Origin of the sequence: Mesorhizobium sp. M7A.F.Ca.US.007.01.2.1, from assembly GCF_003998165.1 — a bacterium.
Lineage (GTDB): Bacteria > Pseudomonadota > Alphaproteobacteria > Rhizobiales > Rhizobiaceae > Mesorhizobium > Mesorhizobium ciceri.
The window spans coordinates 1-23,274 of the sequence record NZ_RZQP01000055.1; the positions used below are offsets into that span (position 1 = coordinate 1).

16 protein-coding genes are annotated in these 23,274 nt (G+C 64.5%); 12 read left to right on the forward strand and 4 right to left on the reverse strand.

The genetic code is table 11. From position 1 onward, the window contains the following. The 8 genes from EN949_RS12880 to EN949_RS12915 form a co-directional block, all read left to right on the forward strand. Nucleotides 1–391 (forward strand): acyl-CoA dehydrogenase family protein (locus EN949_RS12880; RefSeq protein WP_281039769.1); only part of this gene is annotated, 391 nt, incomplete at its 5' end. Between the two features lie 112 nt (nucleotides 392–503). Further along, complete coding sequence (locus EN949_RS12885; protein ID WP_063168909.1) at nucleotides 504–3,863, forward strand: transglutaminase family protein; 3,360 nt, start codon at nucleotides 504–506, stop codon at nucleotides 3,861–3,863. Nucleotides 3,864–3,869: 6 nt separating this feature from the next. Continuing rightward, nucleotides 3,870–6,281: a circularly permuted type 2 ATP-grasp protein gene (locus tag EN949_RS12890; RefSeq protein ID WP_063168908.1), complete on the forward strand. Its 2,412-nt coding sequence runs from the start codon at nucleotides 3,870–3,872 to the stop codon at nucleotides 6,279–6,281. Nucleotides 6,282–6,284: 3 nt separating this feature from the next. Next, the gene (locus EN949_RS12895) at nucleotides 6,285–7,169 is read left to right on the forward strand and encodes a transglutaminase family protein (RefSeq protein WP_013529827.1); all 885 of its coding nucleotides are present in this window, start codon (nucleotides 6,285–6,287) and stop codon (nucleotides 7,167–7,169) included. Between the two features lie 84 nt (nucleotides 7,170–7,253). Next, nucleotides 7,254–8,360 (forward strand): DNA topoisomerase IB, encoded by a 1,107-nt coding sequence (locus tag EN949_RS12900; RefSeq protein ID WP_063168907.1) that lies wholly within the window; start codon nucleotides 7,254–7,256, stop codon nucleotides 8,358–8,360. 107 nt (nucleotides 8,361–8,467) lie between these two features. Then, nucleotides 8,468–8,842 carry a YciI family protein gene (locus EN949_RS12905; RefSeq protein ID WP_013529829.1) on the forward strand — a complete coding sequence of 125 codons (375 nt, stop codon included), beginning with the start codon at nucleotides 8,468–8,470 and terminating at the stop codon, nucleotides 8,840–8,842. Next, nucleotides 8,839–10,113, forward strand: a complete 1,275-nt coding sequence (locus EN949_RS12910; RefSeq protein ID WP_024502666.1) for an RNA polymerase sigma factor — start codon at nucleotides 8,839–8,841, stop codon at nucleotides 10,111–10,113. The genes EN949_RS12905 and EN949_RS12910 overlap by 4 nt, the downstream gene beginning before the upstream one ends. 185 nt (nucleotides 10,114–10,298) lie before the next feature. Next, on the forward strand, nucleotides 10,299–11,813 hold the full coding sequence (locus EN949_RS12915) for an aldehyde dehydrogenase family protein (protein WP_027161453.1): 1,515 nt from the start codon (nucleotides 10,299–10,301) through the stop codon (nucleotides 11,811–11,813). A gap of 62 nt (nucleotides 11,814–11,875) precedes the next feature. On the opposite strand, the gene EN949_RS12920 is transcribed toward EN949_RS12915, so the two are convergent. The 4 genes from EN949_RS12920 to EN949_RS12935 form a co-directional block, all read right to left on the reverse strand. Next, nucleotides 11,876–12,736: a hypothetical protein gene (locus tag EN949_RS12920; protein ID WP_024502664.1), complete on the reverse strand. Its 861-nt coding sequence runs from the start codon at nucleotides 12,734–12,736 to the stop codon at nucleotides 11,876–11,878. A gap of 387 nt (nucleotides 12,737–13,123) precedes the next feature. Further along, entirely contained in the window at nucleotides 13,124–13,456 is a 333-nt protein-coding gene (locus EN949_RS12925; protein ID WP_063168906.1) for a hypothetical protein, read from the reverse strand. Between the two features lie 62 nt (nucleotides 13,457–13,518). Further along, nucleotides 13,519–14,367 (reverse strand): endonuclease/exonuclease/phosphatase family protein, encoded by an 849-nt coding sequence (locus EN949_RS12930; RefSeq protein ID WP_013529834.1) that lies wholly within the window; start codon nucleotides 14,365–14,367, stop codon nucleotides 13,519–13,521. A gap of 108 nt (nucleotides 14,368–14,475) precedes the next feature. Next, nucleotides 14,476–15,939, reverse strand: coding sequence for a phosphatidylserine/phosphatidylglycerophosphate/cardiolipin synthase family protein (locus tag EN949_RS12935; protein WP_127366090.1), 1,464 nt, complete (start codon nucleotides 15,937–15,939; stop codon nucleotides 14,476–14,478). Between the two features lie 308 nt (nucleotides 15,940–16,247). Between EN949_RS12935 and EN949_RS12940 the strand changes: the two genes are divergently transcribed. The 4 genes from EN949_RS12940 to EN949_RS12955 form a co-directional block, all read left to right on the forward strand. Further along, nucleotides 16,248–16,448, forward strand: coding sequence for a hypothetical protein (locus tag EN949_RS12940; RefSeq protein WP_013529836.1), 201 nt, complete (start codon nucleotides 16,248–16,250; stop codon nucleotides 16,446–16,448). Between the two features lie 614 nt (nucleotides 16,449–17,062). After that, complete coding sequence (locus EN949_RS36150) at nucleotides 17,063–17,425, forward strand: hypothetical protein (protein WP_206519241.1); 363 nt, start codon at nucleotides 17,063–17,065, stop codon at nucleotides 17,423–17,425. Between the two features lie 12 nt (nucleotides 17,426–17,437). Further along, nucleotides 17,438–17,953, forward strand: coding sequence for an AraC family transcriptional regulator (locus EN949_RS12950; RefSeq protein WP_064995671.1), 516 nt, complete (start codon nucleotides 17,438–17,440; stop codon nucleotides 17,951–17,953). A 195-nt stretch (nucleotides 17,954–18,148) separates the two neighbouring features. Beyond that, nucleotides 18,149–23,274, forward strand: a 5,126-nt coding sequence (locus EN949_RS12955) for a calcium-binding protein (RefSeq protein WP_127371704.1), incomplete at its 3' end; no start/stop codon positions are given.

The following is a 23,274-nucleotide window of genomic DNA, read 5'->3' on the forward strand; positions in this document are numbered from 1 at the left end:
GGATTGCTGGCACCGCGCCCGCCAATACGGTCTCGACCGCAAGCAGTTCGGCAAGCCGCTGGCCGGCACGCAACTCTACCAGAAGAAGCTTGCCGACATGCAGACCGAAATTGCGTTGGGATTGCAGGCGTCCTTGCGCGTCGGGCGGCTGCTGGATGAAGGTAAGATGGCGCCGGAAATGATCTCGATCGTCAAGCGCAACAATTGCGGCAAGGCGCTGGACATCGCCCGCCAGGCCCGCGACATGCATGGCGGCAACGGCATCCAGATCGGCTACCACGTCATGCGCCACGCGCAGAACCTGGAGACGGTCAACACCTATGAAGGCACGCATGACGTGCATGCGCTGATCCTGGGAAGGGCGCAGACGGGGTTGCAGGCATTTTTCTGAGCCGGTAACCGTTGCTTAAATTAGGTGCACCGCAACATCTCTGCTTGGAGAATGGCCGCCAGATGTGTCAGGGTTCAGCGAAATCGTTTGAAACGCTGAATTCCGGGGCCCCATGGCAATTCTGGCAGCCGTCTACCACCTGACCCATTACAAATACGACCGGCCGGTGGTTCTCGGGCCCCAGATCATCCGGCTGCAGCCGGCGCCGCATTCCCGTACCAAGGTGCTGAGCCATTCGCTCAAGGTCGAGCCGGCGAACCACTTCGTCAATCTGCAGCAGGATCCTTACGGCAATTTCCTCGCCCGCTTCGTCTTTCCGGAGCCGGTGACGGAGTTGAAGATCGAGGTTGACCTCGTCGCCGACATGACGGTCTACAATCCGTTCGATTTCTTCGTCGAGCCGTCGGCCGAGGCGTTTCCGTTCGAGTATCCGGAAGAGATACGCGACGATCTCGCCATCTATCGCACTCCGGAGCCGGCGGGACCGCTGCTGTCGGCGCTGCTGAAGACCATCGATCGCAGCGCTGCCAACACCGTCAATTTCCTGGTCGATCTCAACGCGCGGCTGCAGCGCGAGATCGCCTATATCGTGCGCATGGAAACCGGTGTGTTCTCGCCGGAAGAGACCTTGGCCGCGAAAAAGGGATCGTGCCGGGATTCGAGCTGGCTGCTGGTGCAGATCCTGCGCAATCTCGGCATCGCGGCGCGCTTCGTTTCCGGCTATCTGGTCCAGTTGAAGCCCGATCTGGTGGCGCTGGACGGTCCAGCCGGAACCGCCGTCGACTTCACCGATCTGCATGCGTGGTGCGAGGTCTATCTTCCCGGCGCCGGCTGGATCGGCTTCGATCCGACCTCGGGCCTGCTCACCGGCGAGAGCCATGTGCCGCTGGCCGCCACGCCGCATTTCCGCAACGCGGCCCCGATTTCCGGCATGGCGAGCTTCGCCAATGTCGAATTCGGCTTCGAGATGCGGGTCGACCGCATCGCCGAACATCCGCGCATCACCAAGCCATTTTCGGACGAAAGCTGGCAGGCGCTCGACGCTCTGGGCAACAAGGTCGATAAAGCACTTGCCGCCGGCGACGTGCGGCTCACCATGGGCGGCGAGCCGACTTTCGTGTCGATCGACGATTTCGAGTCGGCCGAATGGAACACCGCCGCCGTCGGTCCCACCAAGCGCGAAAAGGCCGACGAACTGATCCGTAAACTGCGCGAGCGCTTTGCGCTGGGCGGCTTTCTCCATTACGGCCAGGGCAAATGGTATCCGGGCGAAAGCCTGCCGCGCTGGACCTTTTCGCTCTACTGGCGTGCCGACGGCCAGCCGGTGTGGAGCGATCCGTCGCTGATCGCACGCGAAAAGAGCGAGGCCGACATCGGCCCGAAGCAGGCCGAAAGCCTGCTCACCGCGATTGCCGGCGAACTCGGCATCGACAAAGCCATGGTCAGCGAAGCCTATGAGGATCCGGCCGAATGGCTGCTCAAGGAAGGCAAGCTGCCCGACAATGTCGATCCGTCCAACTCTAGGCTGGAGGATCCGGAAGAACGCAGCCGCATGGCGAAAGTGTTCGAACGCGGGCTGACCAAACCGTCCGGCTATGTGCTCCCCGTCCAGCGCTGGAACAGCCAGGCATCGGATCCGCGCTGGCGTTCGGAAAAATGGAAGACGCGGCGTGGCCGGCTGTTCCTGGTGCCAGGCGATTCACCGGTCGGCTACCGGCTGCCGCTCGGCACGTTGCCCTATGTGCCGCCGGAGCAATTCCCTTATATCGTGCCGGTCGATCCGTCACTGCCACGCGGCCCGCTGCCCGCGCGTGAAGCCATACTGGCCGGACCGGCTCCAGCCGAACTGGAAGGCGCCGACGAGATGGCGCGCCGCCAGCAGGCGGCATCGTTCACCGCTGCGACCGGCCAGCAGGAGCGGGTCGAGCAGGAGATCACCGAGATCGGCGGCGCGGTGCGCACCGCACTTTCGGTCGAACCGCGTGATGGGCGGCTTTGCGTGTTCATGCCGCCGGTCGAGGCGCTGGAAGACTATCTCGAACTGGTCGCGGCGGCCGAGAACGCGGCGAAGGCGATAGGCCTTCCCGTGCACATCGAAGGCTATGGCCCGCCGCACGATCCGCGCCTCAACGTCATCCGCGTCGCGCCTGACCCAGGCGTCATCGAGGTCAACATCCATCCTGCATCCAACTGGCAGGATTGCGTGGCGACGACGACGGCGATCTACGAGGAGGCGCGGCAGACACGGCTTGGCGCAGACAAGTTCATGATCGATGGCCGCCACACCGGCACCGGCGGCGGCAACCATGTCGTGGTCGGCGGTGCGACACCCAATGACAGCCCGTTCCTGCGAAGGCCGGACCTGCTGAAGAGCCTGGTGCTGCAATGGCAGCGCCATCCGTCGCTGTCCTACCTGTTCTCCGGCCTGTTCATCGGGCCGACCAGCCAGGCGCCACGCTTCGACGAAGCGCGTCACGACTCGCTCTACGAGCTTGAGATCGCTATGGCGCAGGTGCCGCATCCAGACCAGGGCAACGCACCCTTGCCATGGCTGGTCGACCGGCTGTTCCGCAATTTGTTGACCGACGTCACCGGGAATACGCATCGTTCGGAAATCTGCATCGACAAGCTGTTCTCGCCCGACGGACCGACCGGCCGGCTGGGGCTGGTCGAATTCCGCGGCTTCGAGATGCCGCCCAATGCGCGCATGAGCCTCGCGCAGCAACTTTTGGTCCGCGCCATCATTGCCCGTGCCTGGAAGAGCCCGCTCGACGGCCGTTTCGTGCGTTGGGGCACATCGCTGCATGACCGCTTCATGCTGCCGCATCATGTCTGGGCCGATTTCCTCGACGTGCTCGACGACCTCAAGCTCAACGGTTTTGAGTTCCGTCCCGAATGGTTCGACGCCCAGCTCGAATTCCGCTTCCCGTTCTGCGGCGAGGTTCAGCATGCCGGCATCAAGCTGGAACTGCGCCAGGCGCTGGAGCCGTGGCATGTGATGGGCGAGCAAGGCGCGATCGGCGGCACCGTGCGCTTCGTCGATTCCTCGGTCGAACGGCTGCAGGTCAAGACCGAAGGGCTGAACCCGGAGCGCCACGCAGTCGTCTGCAACGGCCGCATCGTGCCGATGAAGGTCACTGAGAATCGCGAAGTGGCGGTGGCAGGCGTGCGCTTCAAGGCCTGGCAGCCGGCATCGGGCCTGCATCCGGCGCTGCCCGTCAACACGCCGCTGGTCTTCGACATCTATGACCGATGGTCGGGCCGTGCGGTCGGCGGCTGCGTCTACCACGTCGCCCATCCCGGCGGGCGCAATTACGACACCTTTCCGGTCAATGGCAACGAGGCGGAAGCTCGGCGGCTCGCCCGCTTCGAACCGCGTGGCCATACGCCATCCGCCTATGTGATCCGTGAAGAACAACCGGCGGAAGATTTCCCGATGACCCTTGACCTTCGGCGGCCGGCAAGACTCTGATCAGCAATGGCAAAGGGGAATCACAAGAGGGGACGCGGCAAGCCGCAGACCCACAGCCTGCTGGAGCACTACCAGCCCATAGACGGCGTCGTCGACGAGATGGTCGATGCATCGGGCAATCCTCGCCCGGCCTGGAAGCATTTTGTCGAGGCGCTCGAGGAACTCGGTGCTGAAAAGCTCGGCCAGCGCTTTGCCCGCGCCGACCAGTATCTGCGCGATGCCGGCGTTTATTACCGCGTCTATGACAAGGCCGGCGCCAATGAACGCGAATGGCCGCTGGCGCATGTCCCGGTTCTCATCGAAGAGAGCGAGTGGGCGGCGATCAGCGCCGGCCTCGTGCAGCGCGCCGAACTGTTCGAGGAAACCATCGCCGATATATACGGGCCGAACCGGCTGGTCGAAAAAGGCATCCTGCCGGCGGGATTGATCGCCGCCAGCCCCGAATATTTGCGGCCTGTCCTCGGCACCAAGCCGGCCGGCGGCCACTTCCTGCATTTCTGCGCCTTCGAGCTCGGCCGTGGACCTGACGGCCAGTGGTGGGTGCTTGGCGATCGCACGCAGGCGCCGTCCGGCGCCGGCTTCGCACTGGAAAACCGCGTCGCCACCACACGCGCGCTGTCCGACATCTATGGCGAGATGCATGTGCACCGCCTTGCCGGCTTTTTCCGCCGTTTTCGCGACGCGCTGATCGGCATGGCCAAGGAGACCGACGGCCGCGTCGCCATCCTCACGCCGGGGCCGCTCAACGAAACCTATTACGAACACGCCTACATCGCCCGCTATCTTGGCATCATGCTGCTCGAAGGCGAGGATTTGACCGTTTCAGGCGGCCGGCTCATGGTACGCACGGTTTCCGGCCTGATGCCGATCAGCGTGTTGTGGCGGCGGCTCGATGCCGCCTTCGCCGATCCGCTCGAACTGCGCCCGGATTCGCAGATCGGCACGCCGGGCCTGGTCGAGGCGATCCGCCAGGGCGCGGTTGCTACCGTCAATGCGCTTGGCTCCGGCCTGATGGAGACGCGTGCGCTGCTCGCCTTCCTGCCCAAGATTTCACGGGCCTTGCGGGGCGAGGAATTGCTGCTGCCAAGCGTCGCGACATGGTGGTGCGGGCAAGCAACCGAACGCGCGCATGTGCTGGCCAACATCGATCGCATGGTGATCGGCCCGGCGCTATCGACGAGACTTGCCTTCGAGGATGACGATTCAACGAAGCTCGGTTCGGCGCTGTCGGCCGGAGAGCGGGCGGAGCTGGTGGCGCGCATCGAACGCGATGGCGGCGATTTTGTCGGCCAGGAAGCGGTGACGCTTTCGACGACGCCCGTCTATGTCGGCGGGTGGCTGGAGCCGCGGCCAGCGAGCCTGCGCGTCTACCTGGCGCGAACGCCGGAGGGCTGGACGGTGATGCCGGGCGGTTTTGCCCGCATCGGCCTGTCGCTCGACCCGACGGCGATCGCCATGCAGCGTGGCGGCCAGGCGGCGGATGTCTGGGTTGTCAGCGACAAACCGGTGGAGCGCGAGACGCTGCTGCCGCAGGAAGGCGACAGTTTCAGCCGCACCAGGCCCGGCAGCCTGCCCAGTCGCGCGGCGGAGAACCTGACCTGGCTCGGCCGCTACATCGAGCGCTCGGAAGACACGGTGCGCATCCTGCGCGCCTACCATGTGCGGCTCGCCGAAACGTCCGACCCGGACATGCCGCTGCTCGCCGACATCAGGGATTATCTCGAACCTTTCGGCATCGACGTCGAGACGGCGATCCCGTCAGGGCTGATCGGCACGCTGGATAGCGCGGTCTACAGCGCCGGGCAGATTCGCGACCGCTTCTCGCCCGACGGCTGGCTGGCGCTGAAGGACCTGTCGAAAACCATCCATCAGTTCGCAACGACGGTCGCGCCCGGCGACGACGCGACCCGGGCGATGACAGTCATCCTGCGTAAGCTCGCCGGCTTTTCCGGCCTGCTGCACGAGAACATGTACCGCTTCGCCGGTTGGCGCTTCCTCGAGATCGGCCGCCGGCTGGAGCGCGGCATCCAGATCTCCCGCACGCTGTCGCGGCTGACCAGCGCCAAGGCGCCGGACGGCGCGCTCGACATGATGCTGGAGATCGGCGACAGCGTGATGACCCATCGCCGCCAATATCCGGTGCAGGCCGGCCGGCGCACGGTGATCGACCTGCTGGCGCTCGATCCGCTTAACCCGCGCTCCATCCTGTTCCAGCTCGAAAGGCTGAAGGCCGAAATCGGCCTGTTGCCGTCGCTCGGCGGGGAGGGGCAAATGTCGCCGGCGGCGAAGGAAATCCTGCAGCTCAACACCCAGATCGCCATCAAGGAGCCTTCGGATATGACGGCAAAGGCGCTGGACGAGCTCGCCCACGAAATCGGCGGCCTCTACAACAGCCTCGCCAAAGCCTATTTCGGATAAATCATGCTCTACGATATCAGGCTTCATCTCCACTATGATTACGCTTCCGCTGCCGGCGGCGGTCGTCATCAGGTGCGCGTGCTGCCGTCGACGATATCAGGCGTGCAGCGCGTCATCGCCGCATCACTGTCCTTTGCGCCGGCGCCCAACGAGCGTTCCGACTTTTCCGATTTCTTCGGCAACAACGTCACCTCGATCGCCTTTCGCGACGCGCATGATGCGCTCGACATCAGGATGAGCGCCCGCGTGTCGGTGTCTCGGCCCGAGCCCGGGCTCGACGTGTCGCCCGATATCGCCCGGCTCAGGCAGGAGCTCGCCGCGGTGCGGTCTCTGGCACCTGATGCACCGCACCATTTCCTGACGGCCAGCACCCATGCCGGCATCGACGATGCGATCACTGCCTACGCACGCAGCAGCATCGCCGGTTCCGCCGCCAGCACGGCCATGAACCTGTGCCATCGCATTCATCGTGATTTCACCTATGACGGCGAGGCGACGACGGTGCGGACCCGGGCCAGCGATGCCTTCAGGCTGAAGCGCGGTGTCTGCCAGGACTTTTCGCATATCATGATCGCCGGCCTGCGCGGGCTCGGCATTCCCGCTGGCTATGTCAGCGGCTTCCTGCGCACCATCCCGCCGAAGGGCAAGCCCCGGCTGGAAGGCGCCGATGCCATGCATGCCTGGGTCAAGGTCTGGTGCGGGCGCGACGCAGGCTGGCAGGAATTCGATCCGACCAACGGCATGCGGGCCAGCAACGACCATATCACCGTCGGCTACGGCCGCGACTATTCGGACGTGGCGCCGATCGTCGGCGTGCTCAAGACCACGGGGGGACAGGTCGGCGAGCAGGCTGTCGACGTCATTCCGGTTGTGCTCGAGAAAGCCTGAAGGCAGGCTCGACACCGTTTTCGGACGGCGCGTGGAACCAGCGGTCGGCCAGTGGCTTATCTACGGAATTCGCGTGGAGCCGACATGTTGCAGAAATCCGGAATGTCGCCCGGCCGACCGGCTGGCGAGGACGCTGTATCGCCAGATGGCGTGTTCAAAAACGGGGCACAAAGCTCGGCCGATCATGCGTCGCTTAGTTATGTCAGCGATGCCGAGCCTGGTATCCGGCGGCTGAAGACAGGCAAGGGGTTTTCCTACAAGGGACCGGACGGACGGACGGTTTCGGACGCCACCAAAGCCCGCATCGAGGCGATCGTCATTCCGCCGGCCTGGACGGATGTGTGGATTTCGCCCGACGCGGACGGCCATATCCAGGCAACCGGCAGGGACCAGCGGGGACGCAAGCAATATCGTTATCATCCGCAATGGGCCGAAGAGCGCGATGGTGCCAAATATTCGAGCCTTGTCGCTTTCGCCGAGAGCCTGCCGGACCTGCGGCACAGGGTCGATAGCGATCTGCGCCGTCGTGGCTTGCCGTTCGAGCGTGTCGTCGCCGCGGTCGTCTGGCTGCTCGACAACACGATGATCCGCGTCGGCAATGCCGCCTACGCCCGCGACAACAAGAGTTTCGGGCTGACCACGTTGCGCGACCGGCATGTCGATATTGTCGGTTCAAGCCTGCGCTTTGCCTTCAAGGGCAAGTCGGGCAAGGAGTGGAAGCTGAAGCTGGCCGACCGCCGTATCGCCAGGATTGTGCGTGGCGCGCAGGACCTGCCAGGCCAGAAGCTGTTCCAGTATCTCGATGAGGACGGCGACAGGCGGCCGGTCCGCTCCGAGGACGTCAACCGCTATATCCGTGAGGCGGTCGGTGACGCCTTCAGTTCGAAGCATTTCCGCACCTGGGGCGGCACCATTCACGCCGCGTCGCTGTTTGCGCAAACGGAACTGCCGCAAAGCCAGGCGCAGCGAAACAGGGCGATGAACAGCGTCATCGACAAGGTTGCCGAACGGCTGGGCAATACGCGTGCCGTCTGCCGCAAATGCTATATCCATCCGCGGGTCTTCGAAGCGTGGTCCGAGGGACGGTTGCTGGATGAAATGGCGCAGGCCAACAAGCGCAAACGGGCGATTGCCGGTCTCGATGACGAGGAAGCTCTCGTGCTGCGATGGCTGAAACTGGGAGAAAGCTGACCGACGCGGCCGACGGTGGCCAAATCCGTCACATCTGGATTTTTTTATCGACGTCATGTCGGGATCGGTCTTACTGTTTCGTCCTTTGACAGAGAAAAGGACCAGCCATGCTCTACGCAATCCTCTGCTATGCCTCCGAAGATGTCGTCTGCTCCTGGAGCAAGGCACAGGACGACGAGGTCATGGCCAATCTCCTCGACGTTCAGGACAAGTACGCCAAGGCTGGTCGGCTCGGCCCGGTGGCACGGCTTCTGCCGACCACGGCCGCGACGACGTTGAGGAAGGTCAAAGGCGAATCGGTCGTCATCGACGGGCCGTTCGCCGAGACCAAGGAACAGTTTCTCGGCTTCTACACGCTCGAATGCGCCGATCTCGACGAGGCGGTGGAGTTCGCCCGCGAACTTTCCGAGGTCAACCCGAGCGGCGGCTCCTATGAAATCCGGCCGGTTTCGGTCTTCAACCCAACAACGGTTTCCGCATGACCGAAATGGCCTGGATCAGCTCCGCGATCAGCGCCGCCCGCCCGCAGGCGATGGGCGCGCTGCTGCGTTATTTCCGCGATCTCGATACGGCGGAGGAAGCTTTCCAGGACGCGTGCCTCAGGGCGTTGAAGAACTGGCCGCAGAACGGGCCGCCGCGCGACCCGGCGGCCTGGCTGATCTTCGTCGGCCGCAACAGCGGCATCGATGCGGTGCGCAAGCGCGCCAAGCAGGCGCCGATGCCGGATGAAGACCAGGTTTCCGATCTGGAAGACGCCGAGAGCGATATCGCCGAGCGGCTGGACGGGGCGCACTACCGCGACGACATATTGCGGCTGCTGTTCATCTGCTGCCATCCCGATCTGCCGGCAACGCAGCAGATCGCGGTGGCGCTGCGCATCGTCTCCGGTCTCACCGTCAAGCAGATCGCGCGCGCCTTCCTGGTTGGCGAAAGCGCCATGGAGCAGCGCATCACTCGCGCCAAGGCGCGCATTGCGGACGCCGGCGTGCCGTTCGAGACGCCTGGCGCGGTCGAGCGCTCGGAACGGCTCGCCGCCGTCGCCGCCATGGTCTACCTGGTCTTCAACGAGGGCTATTCGACCAACAGCGGCGAGGCGCCGGCCCGCGCGCCGCTGTGCGAGGAGGCGATCCGGCTGGCACGGCTGTTGCTGCGGCTGTTCCAGACGGAGCCGGAGATCATGGGGCTGACGGCGCTGTTGCTTCTGCAGCATGCGCGCGCACCGGCCCGTTTCGACGAGAGCGGCGAGATCGTGCTGCTCGAAGACCAGGATCGCAGCCTGTGGAGCCGCAAGATGATCGATGAGGGGCTGGCACTGGTCGACAAGGCGCTGCGCCATCGCAAGCCCGGCCCTTACCAGGTGCAGGCGGCGATTGCCGCGCTGCATGCGCGGGCCGAAAAGGCCGAGGATACGGACTGGAACGAGATCGACCTGCTCTACCGCTTGCTGGAGCAGATGCAGCCGTCGCCGGTGGTCACGCTCAACCGGGCCGTCGCGGTCTCGAAGGTGCGTGGACCGGGGGAGGCGCTGGCCATGATCGAGCCGCTGGAAGAACGGCTTTCCGGCTATTTCCACTTTTTCGGGCTCAAGGGGGGCCTCTTGATGCAGCTCGACCGGGGCGACGAGGCGCGCGTCGCCTTCGACCGCGCCATAGCGCTTGCGAACACGGCGGCAGAGGCTGCCCATATCCGCATGCATATCGACCGGTTGATCAAGGACGGTGCGGTGCGCCCGCCGGCGAAAAAGGCAAACTGAGCGTCACCTCCCCATCTGGCTCAATCGTGTAGTTTGGGCTTGGACCATGCCGGGGTGGCGATTTTCCCCTGAAACGAGTAATGCCACGCCATGACTGCGCCTGAAGTGCCTTTCGGCACACGGGCGACACGGCGAAGGCTTAACCCAGCGCCATATGATGGCGACGGGATCTGAAAGGGACAAGAATGACGATAGGCAAGGAAACGACCGAACTGCTGGCGAAACTGGGCGTGGCCAAGGAAGCGCTCGTCGGCGGCGACCTGATCGTGCGCAGCCCGGTGACGGGCGAGCAGATCGCGGCGCTGAAGACGATCTCGCCGGCTGACGCGGCCAAGGTGATCGATGCCGCGCACAAGGCCTTCCAGGCCTGGCGCATGGTGCCGGGCCCGCGGCGTGGCGAACTGGTGCGGCTGCTCGGCGAGGAACTGCGCGCGCACAAGGCCGAGCTTGGCCGGCTGGTGTCGATCGAGGTCGGCAAGATCCCGTCCGAGGGGCTCGGCGAAGTGCAGGAGATGATCGACATCTGCGATTTCGCCGTAGGCCTCTCCCGGCAATTGTACGGCCTGACCATCGCCACCGAGCGCCCGGGCCATCGGATGATGGAAACCTGGCATCCGCTCGGCGTCGTCGGCGTCATTTCCGCCTTCAATTTCCCGGTCGCGGTGTGGTCCTGGAATGCCGCCCTGGCGCTGGTCTGCGGCGACGCGGTGGTGTGGAAGCCGTCGGAAAAGACGCCGCTGACCGCACTTGCCTGCGAGGCCATCTTCAAGCGTGCGGTCAAGCGCTTCGGCGCGGACGCACCTGATGGCCTGGCGCCGGTGCTGATCGGCGACCGCGCCGTCGGCGAGATCCTGGTCGATCACCCCAAAGTGCCGTTGGTTTCGGCGACCGGCTCGACCCGCATGGGCCGCGACGTCGGCCCGCGGCTGGCCAAGCGCTTTGCCCGCGCAGTGCTCGAACTCGGTGGCAACAATGCCGGCATCGTCTGCCCGAGCGCCGATCTCGACATGGCGCTGCGCGCGATTGCCTTTGGAGCGATGGGCACGGCCGGCCAGCGCTGCACGACGCTGCGGCGCCTGTTCGTGCATGACAGCGTCTACGACGCCCTGGTTCCGCGCCTCAAGAAGGCTTACGAGAGTGTGTCTGTCGGCAATCCGCTGGAGACCTCCTCGCTGGTCGGGCCACTGATCGACAAGGCGGCATACGAGGCCATGCAGAAGGCGCTGAAGGAAGCCGCCGCCCATGGCGGCAAGGTGACCGGCGGCACGCGGGTCGAGAACGGGCACCCGGATGCCTATTACGTGCACCCGGCGCTGGTCGAGATGCCCAAGCAGGTGGCCCCTGTCACGGAAGAGACCTTCGCGCCGATCCTCTATGTGATGAAATATTCGGATTTCGACGCCGTGCTCGACGAGCACAATGCCGTGGGCGCAGGCCTGTCGTCGTCGATCTTCACCCGCGACCTGCAGGAATCCGAGCGTTTCCTGGGTGTCGACGGATCGGATTGCGGCATTGCCAATGTCAACATCGGTACGTCGGGCGCCGAGATCGGCGGTGCCTTTGGCGGCGAAAAGGAAACCGGCGGCGGCCGCGAGAGCGGCTCCGACGCATGGAAGGCCTATATGCGGCGCGCCACCAACACGGTGAACTATTCCAAGGCGCTGCCGCTCGCCCAGGGCGTGTCGTTCGACATCGACTGAGAACTTCGGGATTTTGATCGCCCGCATTGAAAGGCATCCCCGTTACGGGGATGCCGCACCGATCAGCTTCCAGCCGGCGGAAAACAGGCATTGAAAGCGGTGTCGACGATGGCCAGTTTGGCCGCCTGGACTGTCATGTATTCCTGGTAGAATGTATTCGACACCCACATCACCGAATGGCCGCGCTGGCCGAGCCAGCCGATGCTGCCGAGATTCTCGGCAGCGCGCAGCTTGCGGGCCAGATGGGTCCGCGAGAGCTTGAGCCATTTGGCGAAATCTCCGATCGAAACCACGCTGGTCGGAATCTGGTCCAGGCCGGCGTGATCGGGGTCGATGCCCGACATCAGCCAGTCCATGACGATGCCGCCATTGTTGAGCCAGATGAACAGCGAAAAGGTCTGGTTGGGTTCGCGCACCGGCTTGGAGGCAAGCAGGCCGTCCGCCACCAGAGGCTGCAGCCCGGCAACCATCTCGGGGTGTTCGAGGAACCTGGCCAAGCGGTCAGCGCCGTCGAGGCGATCCAGCGTCCGCAGATGGGCAAGGACCCAGCCGGTAAAGGTCTGCACGGTTGCCGCCGTCGGCTGCAAAGGGTGCGTACGGCCGTCGCCACCCGACACATACTCGGCGATGTGGTAGTGCAGCATCTCCTTGATGAAAGCGTCCGCCGTGTTGCGGCTGGCGACCGCATGCTGGTGCACGAACTCGATGAACCGCGATACCGTCAGTTCCTTGCGGCGGTCGTGCGGATCGCGCCTGAAATGCATGGCGAGGCCGACATGACCCATTAGCCAACGCTGCTGCGTGGCGAAAATGGAAGCCAGGCGAGGGCTCTCCTCATAGATTCGGATCAGCGCCAGGGACTGTTCCTGAACGTAGCGATGCAACGCCGGATGGCCGGCAATATCTTCCAATTTCAGCGCCATCCTCCTGGTGTTCCGGTTCAACTCCAAAAGCCGAGTTGCGCTCCACATTTTTCAGCCTTCCACGGCTGTGTCCAGAGGCACCAAATGCGAAGAGCAAGCCCAACCCGAACACGGGTCGGGCAACGACCGGTCCATGGTGGGATCGGCTAGCCGATTGCCATGCCCTGGGAAGCGCGCCGGTGATCTGCGGCTTGACGAGGATGGTGGAGAGTGAGTTACCGGGCCAAGCGCAATCGCGACAAGATCAGCCAGGTAATCCAGCTGCGCGAACCGCGCCGCGCGTCAGTCGTCTGCAAGGCGTTTCCAACTGGTCCATGGCGGCATCTCTCGCCCCCCAATACGCGACCAACCGGCCGGCTTTCGCCGGCTGGTTGGTACGGATCGGGATCAGCCGCAGACGCGAACCTCTTCGATCACCCTGTGGTGGTGGCGCCAGTGCTTGACCAGTTCGATATGGCAGCGATGATGCCTGTGGTGGCGGCGATATTCGCCGTACCGGTATTCGCCATCGTCATACTGAACGTTCCGGTCGCCATCATACTGATTGTCGTAATAGCGATCCCGGTGGTGACGGCGAATAACGATCCCACTGTCGGAATCGTCGTCCGGCAAATATCGATCGTCGTCGGACTGGATGGTCACGCTTGCCGCTCGCGTCGGCGCAGTGATCGCCGCTGTCGCGGCCAATGCCAACAGGGAAGCCAGAATCAACTTCTTCATCTCGTCCTCCTACACGTTCAAGACATGGTAACTCGCGGAAGAACTGGGCGTTCCGACTAATTTTACACTCTTTGCGACGCGGGAGACATCAAGGCGTTATCGTCCACCCGCTCCAGGCGCACGAAAGCTGTCAGCGGCAGGTGGTCGGAGGCAACGCGTGAAAGCGGCGTGTCATGCGCGTCGATGGCGGCAATCATGCCATGCCGGTTGGCCATGATCCGGTCGAGCGCCAGCAGCGGCAGGTTCGACGGGAAGGTGGGGACCGCCGGCGGCTGCGGGCCGAACGTCGCATGCAGCGTGTTGAGAGCGGAGCGGTTGCCAAGCCGCCATTCGTTGAGGTCGCCGAGCAGCAGGGTCGGTCTTTCGTCCGGGCTGTTCATCAGGTCGAGCACGACGCGCGCCTGCTGGGAGCGGGAGCGGCGCAGCAGGCCAAGATGGGCGGCGATGATGCGCAGCGTCCGGCTTCCATCGAGGTCGATCTCCGCCACCACCGCGCCGCGCGGCTCCAGCCCCGGAAGCTTGATCTGGTGCACGTCGCGAACGACGCCCTTCTTGAACAGCAAGACGTTGCCATGCCAGCCATGGCCCTTGCCGGTAGCGGAAATCGGCACCGGAACCAGTCCGGTTTCCCGTTCGAGCCGGGGCAGGTCGAGAAGACCATCACGGTCGCCGAAGCGGTTGTCGGCTTCCTGCAGGGCAATGACATCCGGATCGATTTCGCGGATGACGCGGATGGTCCGGTCCGGATCGAACTTCCTGTCGACGCCGATGCATTTGTGGACATTGTAGGAGGCAACCAGCGTGCCGGTGGTGGCTGTCGTCTTGAGTGCGGCGGCGTTAGCTTTCTGCATCCGGCGGTCACGAAGGGACAGAAGCATGCTTGCCGGGAGGCTGCGTCCAATTCTGTGCATCTGTGCTGCTCGTTCTCGCTGGCTTCAATTCAGAAGCCGGATACAGTCAAAATAGGCAATTTCGGCGTATGTTCCATGACAGACGAGTTCCTCAAGCGCGCCTCCGCCTTAGAGATAGGGTGAACCGAGCCACAATGCCCGGTCGAACAGCCTGATAAGGAACGGCCGGGCTCGCAAGGCTTCCAGCGTTACCGGCACGGCGGAGGCAATCGCCGACCCGATCCGCGCCTCGATCTCGCTGGCAAAGCCGGCATCGAGCACCTCCAAGTCGATCTCGAAATTGAGCCGCAGCGATCGGGCGTCAAGATTGGAAGATCCGACATAGGCCCACGCGCCGTCGATCGAAAGCAGCTTCGAATGGTCGAATGGTCCCTCGGTTCGCCAGACACGGCAATAGTGTTTGAGCACCTGATCGAACTGCGCCATCATCGCGCGGTCGACGAGGAAGAGATTGTTCACCGCCGGCACCACGATGTCGATTTCGACCCCGCGCCTGCCGGCGGTGATCAGGGCGCTGATCAGTTCCCGATCCGGCAGGAAATAGGGCGACATCACGCGTATGGACTTGCGGGCGACCGAGAACGCACCGATCAGCAGCTTGTGGTTGGTCTCGTTGCTGGCATCCGGGCCGGAAGCGACTGCCCGCACCATCATCGGTGCGCCTGGCGATGGCGACAGCGGGGCAATGCGCCAGGCGTCGCCCTTCAGCGCCTCGTTGGTGGCGAAGCGCCAGTCTTCGGCGGCGACCGAAAAGAGGTCGGCGACGATCGGGCCGGTCACCCGGAAATGTGTGTCCCTGGCGCTGTTGGAGCCGGCGAATTCGGCGGAGAAGCCTTTTCGGATGTTCATGCCGCCGGTGAAGGCGGCGATGCCGTCCACCACCAGGATCTTCCGGTGGGTCCTCAGATTGGCGTAGGGCAGGCGCAGGCCCATGACGATGTTGCCGTTGAAGACGTCGGCGGGGATGTTGGCCTCGCGCAAATGCCCCAGGATGCTCGGCACCGAGTAGCGGGCGCCGACGGCATCGATCAGCACGCGGACGGTGACGCCGCGCCGGACGGCGCCGGCCAGCGCCTCGACGAAGAGCAGGCCGACGGCGTCATTGTCGAAAATATAGGTCTCGAGCAGGACGCTGCGCTCGGCGCCGTCGATCGCCGCGCACATGGCGGCATAGGCCTCGTCGCCGGTCTCCAGCACATCGATTGCGTTTCCAGGGTTGAGCGCGCGCCGCGCCACCCTGTCGCCGAGTGTCCGCAAGCCCGTGAACCGTTGCCCGTATCGCTCGACGATCAGGGCCTCTTCGACAGCGACGTCGCGCTCATGCTTGGCGGACACCACGCCGTCGGCAAACGGGCGCTGGGCGGTGATCGTGGCACGGCGGATGCGATTGATGCCGGCGACGGCGTAGATCAGCACGCCGAGGATCGGGGACAGCACCATCACGCCGACCCAGCCGGTGGCGGCGCGCACATCTTCCTTGGTCATGACGGCATGGACGATGCCGACCGTCGCCATCACCACGGAGATGATCGCCAGAATTTGCGGCCAGTGAGTCGCCAGGGTCGCCAACATGCCGAGACTATCCAGCGAGCGGTTGCAGAAGGCAATGCGGCCGGTCCTGCCGCGCATTCGCCGGATGGTGGCATGCGGCCCTGGCCGAAGGTTTCGACCAGCCGCAGAGATTGATGGGTAGAAGCTTCCCGACGGACCCTGTTCAGAAGGACAAACCTGACCTAGCGGAAGCATAGAGCCTGGCATCATCCTGTTCTGCTCAGAGCCTCCGAAGCCTCTTATGCTTTGGTGCGACCTCTATTGTATATCAGGATGAATGAACTTAATGATATGAACACTTTGATTGATGGCGAGGGGGGCGCCTAACGATGAAATTCAACTTCGATGAACCTCCCGGCGATGACGTAGTTGCCGACACGTCGGCAGAATGCCAACGCCAATTGCTGCCTCTCGTCCGCGAGATCGTCCAGGCGGCCGTCGCTGCCGGATGGAGCGAGGAGGACGTTCTTCTGGGGTTTGTCGAACTTGCATGGGATTTGTATGAGAATCGTCGCGACGATCTGCAATGACCGGTAGCCAATCTGGTAGCTCTGCATTGCTGGCTGTGTCGCGGCTTTTGCGTCGGCAGCTTTTCGCGATAGGAATTTTTTCTTGACACGGTGATCTCAGCTAAGGTATATATTCGTGCATGGTGCTGATTTGCGCCAGTGACCCGCCGAGCAGGCGGGTTTTTCGTTTGATGCTCCGTCAGCCAATGCGCCGAAGGGTCCAAAGGGACCTGTTGACCCGTAGTCGCGACCTAAAGGCCTGGGTTCCTCGCCCCGAGGGGCTTTTATCCCGAACAAAATTTTTTGTTTGCGTACGGATGTTATTCACTATCCGCAGCATGTGCGTTACGTTGGATCCGGGTCGGGCTAAGGGGGATTTCAGGCGGCAGACAAGCGGCTGAGGCCAGGCAATGGAAAATGCGGACGATGCTCGGGAAAGCGGCAATTCCCAGGGCGTCAATCGAGAACGGACAGCTCGATATGTCCTGGACATAATTCCTGAAAGCGCAGGCCCCTGGAGGGCCACCGCGGCGCGGAGTGTCATAGACTCAGCCCGCGATCCCGTCTCGCAGACATTCCCGGCCAAAGAGCATTCCACTGGAATTGCGCTGCGGCCCGCACGCCGATCGAGAGCCTTGCTCGGCAGCGACCGGATCACGCGGTACGATACGCCGACCGGATGTCGCGTCGTCAATCCGGCGGGTGTGGACAGCAAGCCGGCCTGGTCCCTGACCCGGGAGAACGCCGTCGTTTCCATCGCTCCCGAAGCGCTGGCGCAATTGGCCGTGCATGAATGCGATCTCGCCGAACTCGATCCGCCTGCTTTCGGCACGGTCGACCCGGCCGATCTGCTGCGCACCCACCCAGGCCGCAACAGGCGCCTTGCGGCGTTTTCCAGAATACATCTTGCTGCAAATCCGCCCCAAGCTCCGCAGGAATCGTCTGGAATGTCATGCAGTCCGCGCGTTGTACGCCGTCCGGCCGGAACGCTCTCATGAATGGGGTTGGCGATGCCGGTCGGCTTCGATCAATCACGAATTGTTTTTCAGGGGAACGCGGAAGGAAGCCTAGGGTTGAACCTCATCCGGGACGAATCAGGAGGCCAAGAAATGCCGGGTGAGGATGGTGTCCCCGGACCGGTTTCCGGACCCAATTCGCGACAACCGACGCTCAACGCAAAAGGCGGGCTTTCCGTCCGCGCCGCGAGCCGCGTGCGGCAATTCCTGGACGAGAACTTTACGCGCAAGCTGGCGCTTGCCGAGATGGCTGCGGTTTGCGGTCTTTCACCCTATCATTTTGTGCGGGCTTTCTCGAGGACGTTCGGGATGCCGCCGCATCAGTACGTCCTCGGTCTGCGGCTGGATTTCGCTGAAAGGTTGCTTGCCGACAGCGGCATGACGATCGCCGACATCGCTCACTCCAGCGGATTTTCGAGCCAGAGCCATTTTACCACCGTGATGAAGAAATACCGGCAGATGACGCCGCTGCAGGCGCGGATGGGAAAGCTTAGCGCCAAGTTTAGATGAGACGGCGCTTAGGGAGTTGCTTTATTACTTGATTCTAAAGCATTGGCAGGGGTAACGAGCCGTTAACCTATGCCGGTTTGCTCGCCTCTTTTCTCACAAGACAGCAATATCGTGAAATACCGCACGCAGGAATCATGTCTTCCTGCGATGGAGCGGAATTGTCAGACATTTCGTGCCGGCCAGCGGAGAGGGACCATGACCGACAACCAGATTTCGAACGGCCAGATTTCGAGCGGTTCGTTTGTTCGGCGTCGCACAGCGCATTTCGCGGGGCAGTGGATCGCGGGGGCCGATCATGGTTCGCGCTCGGTTCGCCGCCGCCTGATGGCCGTGCTGCGCATGGCGCATCGTGCGCTTGGTATGGGGCGCAGGCGTCTGGGGCTGGGAACGCTGGGGGTCGGCGGCAGCGTGCGTTCGGCCTTGGCCTCCTCCGTCAGCCTGGCGAGCATCGTCGGCGGCCTGGCGGCGATCGCCGCGCTCAGCCTCGCCACGCCGGCCCAGGCACAATACCAGGCCGGCGGCGGGTCCGCGACAGGCGGCAACGCCGTCGCCATCGGTAACGGTGCCACGACGAATGGCAACAACGCCGTAGCGTTGGGCACCTCCAACAGTGCAACGGGCGACGCTTCGATCGCCATCGGCTATTCGATGAGTGTCAATGGCCTGAACGCCATCGGCATAGGTGTCTTTGCAAGCGCGACCGGCATTAACGCGCTCGCTGTGGGCGGAAACGCCCATGCTAACGCCGGCGGGGCAAGCGCCTTTGGCGTCAACAGCACCGCAAATGGGGCGAACGCGACTGCCATCGGCTCCACGGCTACTGCTGGCGCCGCCGCGACGGCCGTTGGCGTATCGAGCCAAGCGACCGGCGGCAATTCCGTCGCTGTCGGCAGCGTGAGCCAGGCTTCGGGGAACAGTTCGACCGCCCTCGGCACGGGAACCGTCGCCAACAGCTTTGGTACCGCGGTTGGATCGACCAGCCAAGCAACCGGCGGCAACGCGACCGCAATGGGAGCGGGTAGTAACGCAAGCGGCGGCAATTCGATAGCGCTGGGAGTGGTCAGCCAGGCAACCGGCGGCAATTCTCTCGCCGCCGGGAACGGCGCCAACGCCAGCGGAGTCTCGGGCGTCGCCGTCGGCAACGCTGCTAGGGCGACCGGCAACAGCTCAACGGCACTCGGGGTGCAAGCGCTGGCGATCGGCGACAGCACGGTTGCTGTCGGTCAGGGCGCCGGCGCCGGGTCAACCACCGGAAATGCCAGCTCGGTCGCGGTGGGCGTCGCGGCAGGCACGCTCGTCAGCGGCGGACAGAATACCGCTGTCGGCGGCGGCGTCCCAAGCGTCTTGAGAGGCGCCGGCTCCGGCGTCACGGGGCAGCGCAATGTCGCCCTCGGCACTGGTGACGGCGCCGTTGCCTATGACGCAACGCTCTCCGCCTCCGCGGGCAATCTGGTCACCGGCAACGACAACATCGCGATCGGAACCAATGCCGGTATTGGTGTCGCCGTCAGCAACACCGCGTCGATCGGCCACAACGCTCAAGCCAGCCAGACCAACGCCGCCGCCATTGGCACGGGATCCATCGCCAGCGGCGTGAATTCCATCTATCTGGGCGCACGCTCCGCTGCCGGAACGGGGGCTCTCGCTCAGAGCGCGATCGCTATCGGCGTGGACGTGACGGCAAACGTGGCTGATGCCACGGCGATCGGCCGTACAAGCGTGGCATCGGCCCAGTTCGCCGTCGCAATCGGGGTAAATTCCCGTGCGACGGGGATAAGCTCGTCAACACTCGGCCCCAACGCACTCGCCTCAGGCAATTTCGCATTGGCTTTCGGCAATGCCGCTCTGTCGAGTGGAATCGGCTCGGTCGCGATTGGGTCGGGTGCCCAGGGCACGGATGTTGGCGCCGTGGCGCTCGGCAATGGCTCCCGTGCGACCCTCGCGCGCGCAACGGCGCTGGGCGTTAGCGCATCGGCGAGTGGCGCGAGCGCCCTGGCGATGGGCGATACCGCAAACGCGAGTGCCCAGAACGCGATCGCCGCCGGAACGAACGCGGTCGCAAACTCCGCCGATGCCGTCGCCATCGGCACCAGGGCGAATGCAAGCGGCGGCAAGGCCGTCGCCATCGGCGCCGACAACGTCGCTTATGGCGACGGCGCCGTCTCTATCGGCGATCCCAGCTATGCCAGCGGTACCGGCGCCTTCACCGGCGGCGCCAACAACATCGCCAACAGCGATGGCACGGCAACCGCCACCGCGGCCAATATGGCCAACGGCGCTGTCGCCATCGGCAACAGCAACAAGGCGATCGGGCAAGGCTCGGTGGCGCTGGGCAACGGCTCGACGGCGGGCGCAGCCGGCCTCGCCGGGAACGTCGCACTGGGCGATGGCGCGACAGCGGCGGCAAGCTCCGGCGATGTCGCGCTTGGTTCGGGCTCGGTCACCACTACGGCGGTCGGCACGGCCAGCGGTGTGGTCAACGGAACGACCTACGCCTTCCAGGGCACCAATCCGACCTCGACGGTCAGCATCGGTGCACCCGGCGCCGAACGCACCATCACCAACGTCGCTGCTGGGCGGATCAGTTCAACATCGACCGACGCGATCAATGGCTCGCAGCTCGCCGCCACCAACCAGGCGGTGGACGCCATCGGCGCCGTCGTCAACAATCTCAACGTCGGCGGCGGCATCAAATATTTCCACGCCAACTCGACGGCGGCGGACTCCTCGGCCACTGGTACGGACTCGGTCGCCATCGGACCCGTCGCGACCGCGACGGGGACAAACGCCATCGCGGCCGGCGTCAATTCGAGCGCCTCCGACGCCAACGCCTCGGCCATCGGCAGTGGCGCCGTCGCGTCGGCGCTCGACGCAACGGCACTGGGGTACATCTCCAAGGCCTCGGGCCAATACAGCACCGCCATTGGCGCAAACGCCACCGCCACAGCCACGTCCAGCACGGCGATCGGCCAGAACTCGCTTGCGGCTGGCGTTCAGGCGACTGCTGTTGGTGTAGGCGCCAGTGCCGTCGCCCAGAACGCGCTCGCGCTGGGCGCCGGCTCTGCTGCTGGCAATGCGGGCGACGTGGCGCTCGGCTCAGGCAGTGTCACCGACGTCGCCGTCGGCACGCCCAGCACCGTGATCAATGGCACCACCTACGCCTTCCAGGGCACCAACCCGACCTCGACGGTCAGCGTCGGCGCGGTCGGCGCCGAACGCACCATCACCAACGTCGCCGCCGGACGGATCAGTTCGACGTCGACCGATGCCATCAACGGTTCGCAGCTCGCCGCCACCAACCAGGCCGTCGACGCCATCGGCACCACGCTCAGCACCATCGGCGGTTCCGTCACCAATCTCGGCAACACGTTCAACAACATCGCCGGCGACACCTCGACGGCCTATACCGATGCCAACGGCATAGGCATCCGCTACGCCCGCACCAACGAGGCCGGGCTGGCGCAGACCGATTCCTTCGCCCAAGGCGTCGGGTCCACAGCGGTCGGTTACAATGCGACCGCGACCGGCATCAGCGCGCTGTCGCTCGGCCGCGACAGCAAGGCCAGCATCGACGGCAGCGTGGCGCTGGGCTCGGGTTCGATCTCCGATCGCGCGATCGCTCCGGCCACCGGCCAGATCGCGGCCGGTCCGTCCAACTTCATCCAGTACAACACGAGCGACAAGACGCTGCTCGGCGCCGTTTCGGTCGGCGATGTCAACTCCTACCGGCAGATCACCAACGTGGCCGACGGCACGCAGGACCAAGACGCAGTGACGGTGCGCCAGCTCGCCGGCGCCATCGCTGCCGTATCGGTTACCTCGACGAAATACTTCCACGCCAATTCGGCGGCGGGCGACTCGCTCGCGGTCGGCGCGGAATCGGTCGCGGTCGGCCCGACGACTGTCGTCAACGGCGACAATGGCATCGGCATCGGCAATGGCGCCATCGTCGACCTGACAGCGCCCGGCGGAACGGCCATCGGCCAGAACGCCCATGTGTTGCTGGCCGACGGCCTGGCGCTCGGCACCAATTCGCTGGCGTCCGGTGTCCAGTCGGTGGCGCTCGGCGCCGGCGCCCAGAGCACCTTCATCAACAGCGTGGCGCTCGGTGCGCAATCCATCACCACGGTCGGCGCGCAGGCCGGCTACACGGCCTTCGCGCTCGCCGGTCCGCAGACCTCGGTCGGCGAGGTGTCGATCGGCGCCGCCGGGGCCGAACGCAAGCTGACCAATGTCGCAGCGGGTTCGGCCGATACCGACGGCGTCAACGTCTCGCAGTTGCGCGGCGTGACGAAAAACGTCACCGACCTGTTCGGCGGCGTTACCACGATCAATCCCGACGGCTCGATCACCGGCCCGACCTACACTATCCAGGGCAACAACTACTCGACCGTCTATGACGGCCTGACGGCCGTCGACAATGCCCTGACCACCATCAGCAATGGCGGCGGCATCAAATACTTCCACGCCAATTCGACGCTGGCCGACAGCATCGCCGGCGGCACCAACGCGGTGGCGATCGGGCCGGAAAGCGTGGCGAGCGGCGCCGAGAGCGTGGCTGCGGGCCATGGCTCGACGGCTACCGGGGCGGGCGCCGTCGCGCTCGGCCAGGGTGCGCATGCCAACAACGCCAACGATGTGGCGCTCGGCTCCGGCTCGGTGACGCAGACAGCCGTCGGCACCTCCAGCACCGTCATCGGCGGCAAGACCTACACCTTCGCCGGAACGACTCCGACCGGAACCGTCAGCGTCGGCGATGCCGGCGCCGAGCGGACGATCACCAACGTCGCCGCCGGGCGCGTCGATGCCGGCAGCACGGATGCGATCAACGGCTCGCAGCTCTACGCCACCAACACGGCGATCGAGGATTTGAAAGCCGGCGTCGGAAACCTCACCCAGAACGCGGTGACCTATGACGCCCCGGGCGGCGTCAAGTCGAACACCATCACGCTGCAGGGTGGCGACGTCAACGCGCCGGTCGTCATCTCCAATGTCGGCCCCGGCGTCAAAGGGACCGATGCGGTCAATGTCGACCAGATGAACCAGGGCCTGACCGCCGGCAAGAGCTATACGGACAACCGCGTGGCTTACGCTATCGATACGTCCAACGACTACACCGACAAGGTAGCCGCCACGACCCTGCAGCAGGCCAACGACTATACCGACCAGAAGCTCGGCCAGCTCAATTCGGACATCAACGGCATCCGCGACGAGGCCCGGCAGGCGGCCGCGATAGGTCTCGCCGCCGCCTCGCTGCGCTACGACGACCGGCCCGGAAAGCTGAGCGTCGCGGCGGGTGGCGGCCTCTCGCGCGACGCCGG

Bases quoted from the DNA above. Each gene is read 5' to 3' on its own strand.
- EN949_RS12890 (WP_063168908.1), top strand. From the start codon at position 3,870: ATGGCAAAGGGGAATCACAAGAGGGGACGCGGCAAGCCGCAGACCCAC.
- EN949_RS12895 (WP_013529827.1), top strand. From the start codon at position 6,285: ATGCTCTACGATATCAGGCTTCATCTCCACTATGATTACGCTTCCGCT.
- EN949_RS12910 (WP_024502666.1), top strand. From the start codon at position 8,839: ATGACCGAAATGGCCTGGATCAGCTCCGCGATCAGCGCCGCCCGCCCG.
- EN949_RS12915 (WP_027161453.1), top strand. From the start codon at position 10,299: ATGACGATAGGCAAGGAAACGACCGAACTGCTGGCGAAACTGGGCGTG.
- EN949_RS12940 (WP_013529836.1), top strand. From the start codon at position 16,248: ATGAAATTCAACTTCGATGAACCTCCCGGCGATGACGTAGTTGCCGAC.
- EN949_RS12885 (WP_063168909.1), top strand. From the start codon at position 504: ATGGCAATTCTGGCAGCCGTCTACCACCTGACCCATTACAAATACGAC.
- EN949_RS12950 (WP_064995671.1), top strand. From the start codon at position 17,438: ATGCCGGTCGGCTTCGATCAATCACGAATTGTTTTTCAGGGGAACGCG.
- EN949_RS12920 (WP_024502664.1), bottom strand. From the start codon at position 12,736: ATGGCGCTGAAATTGGAAGATATTGCCGGCCATCCGGCGTTGCATCGC.
- EN949_RS12900 (WP_063168907.1), top strand. From the start codon at position 7,254: ATGTTGCAGAAATCCGGAATGTCGCCCGGCCGACCGGCTGGCGAGGAC.
- EN949_RS12930 (WP_013529834.1), bottom strand. From the start codon at position 14,367: ATGCACAGAATTGGACGCAGCCTCCCGGCAAGCATGCTTCTGTCCCTT.
- EN949_RS12905 (WP_013529829.1), top strand. From the start codon at position 8,468: ATGCTCTACGCAATCCTCTGCTATGCCTCCGAAGATGTCGTCTGCTCC.
- EN949_RS12925 (WP_063168906.1), bottom strand. From the start codon at position 13,456: ATGAAGAAGTTGATTCTGGCTTCCCTGTTGGCATTGGCCGCGACAGCG.
- EN949_RS12935 (WP_127366090.1), bottom strand. From the start codon at position 15,939: ATGTTGGCGACCCTGGCGACTCACTGGCCGCAAATTCTGGCGATCATC.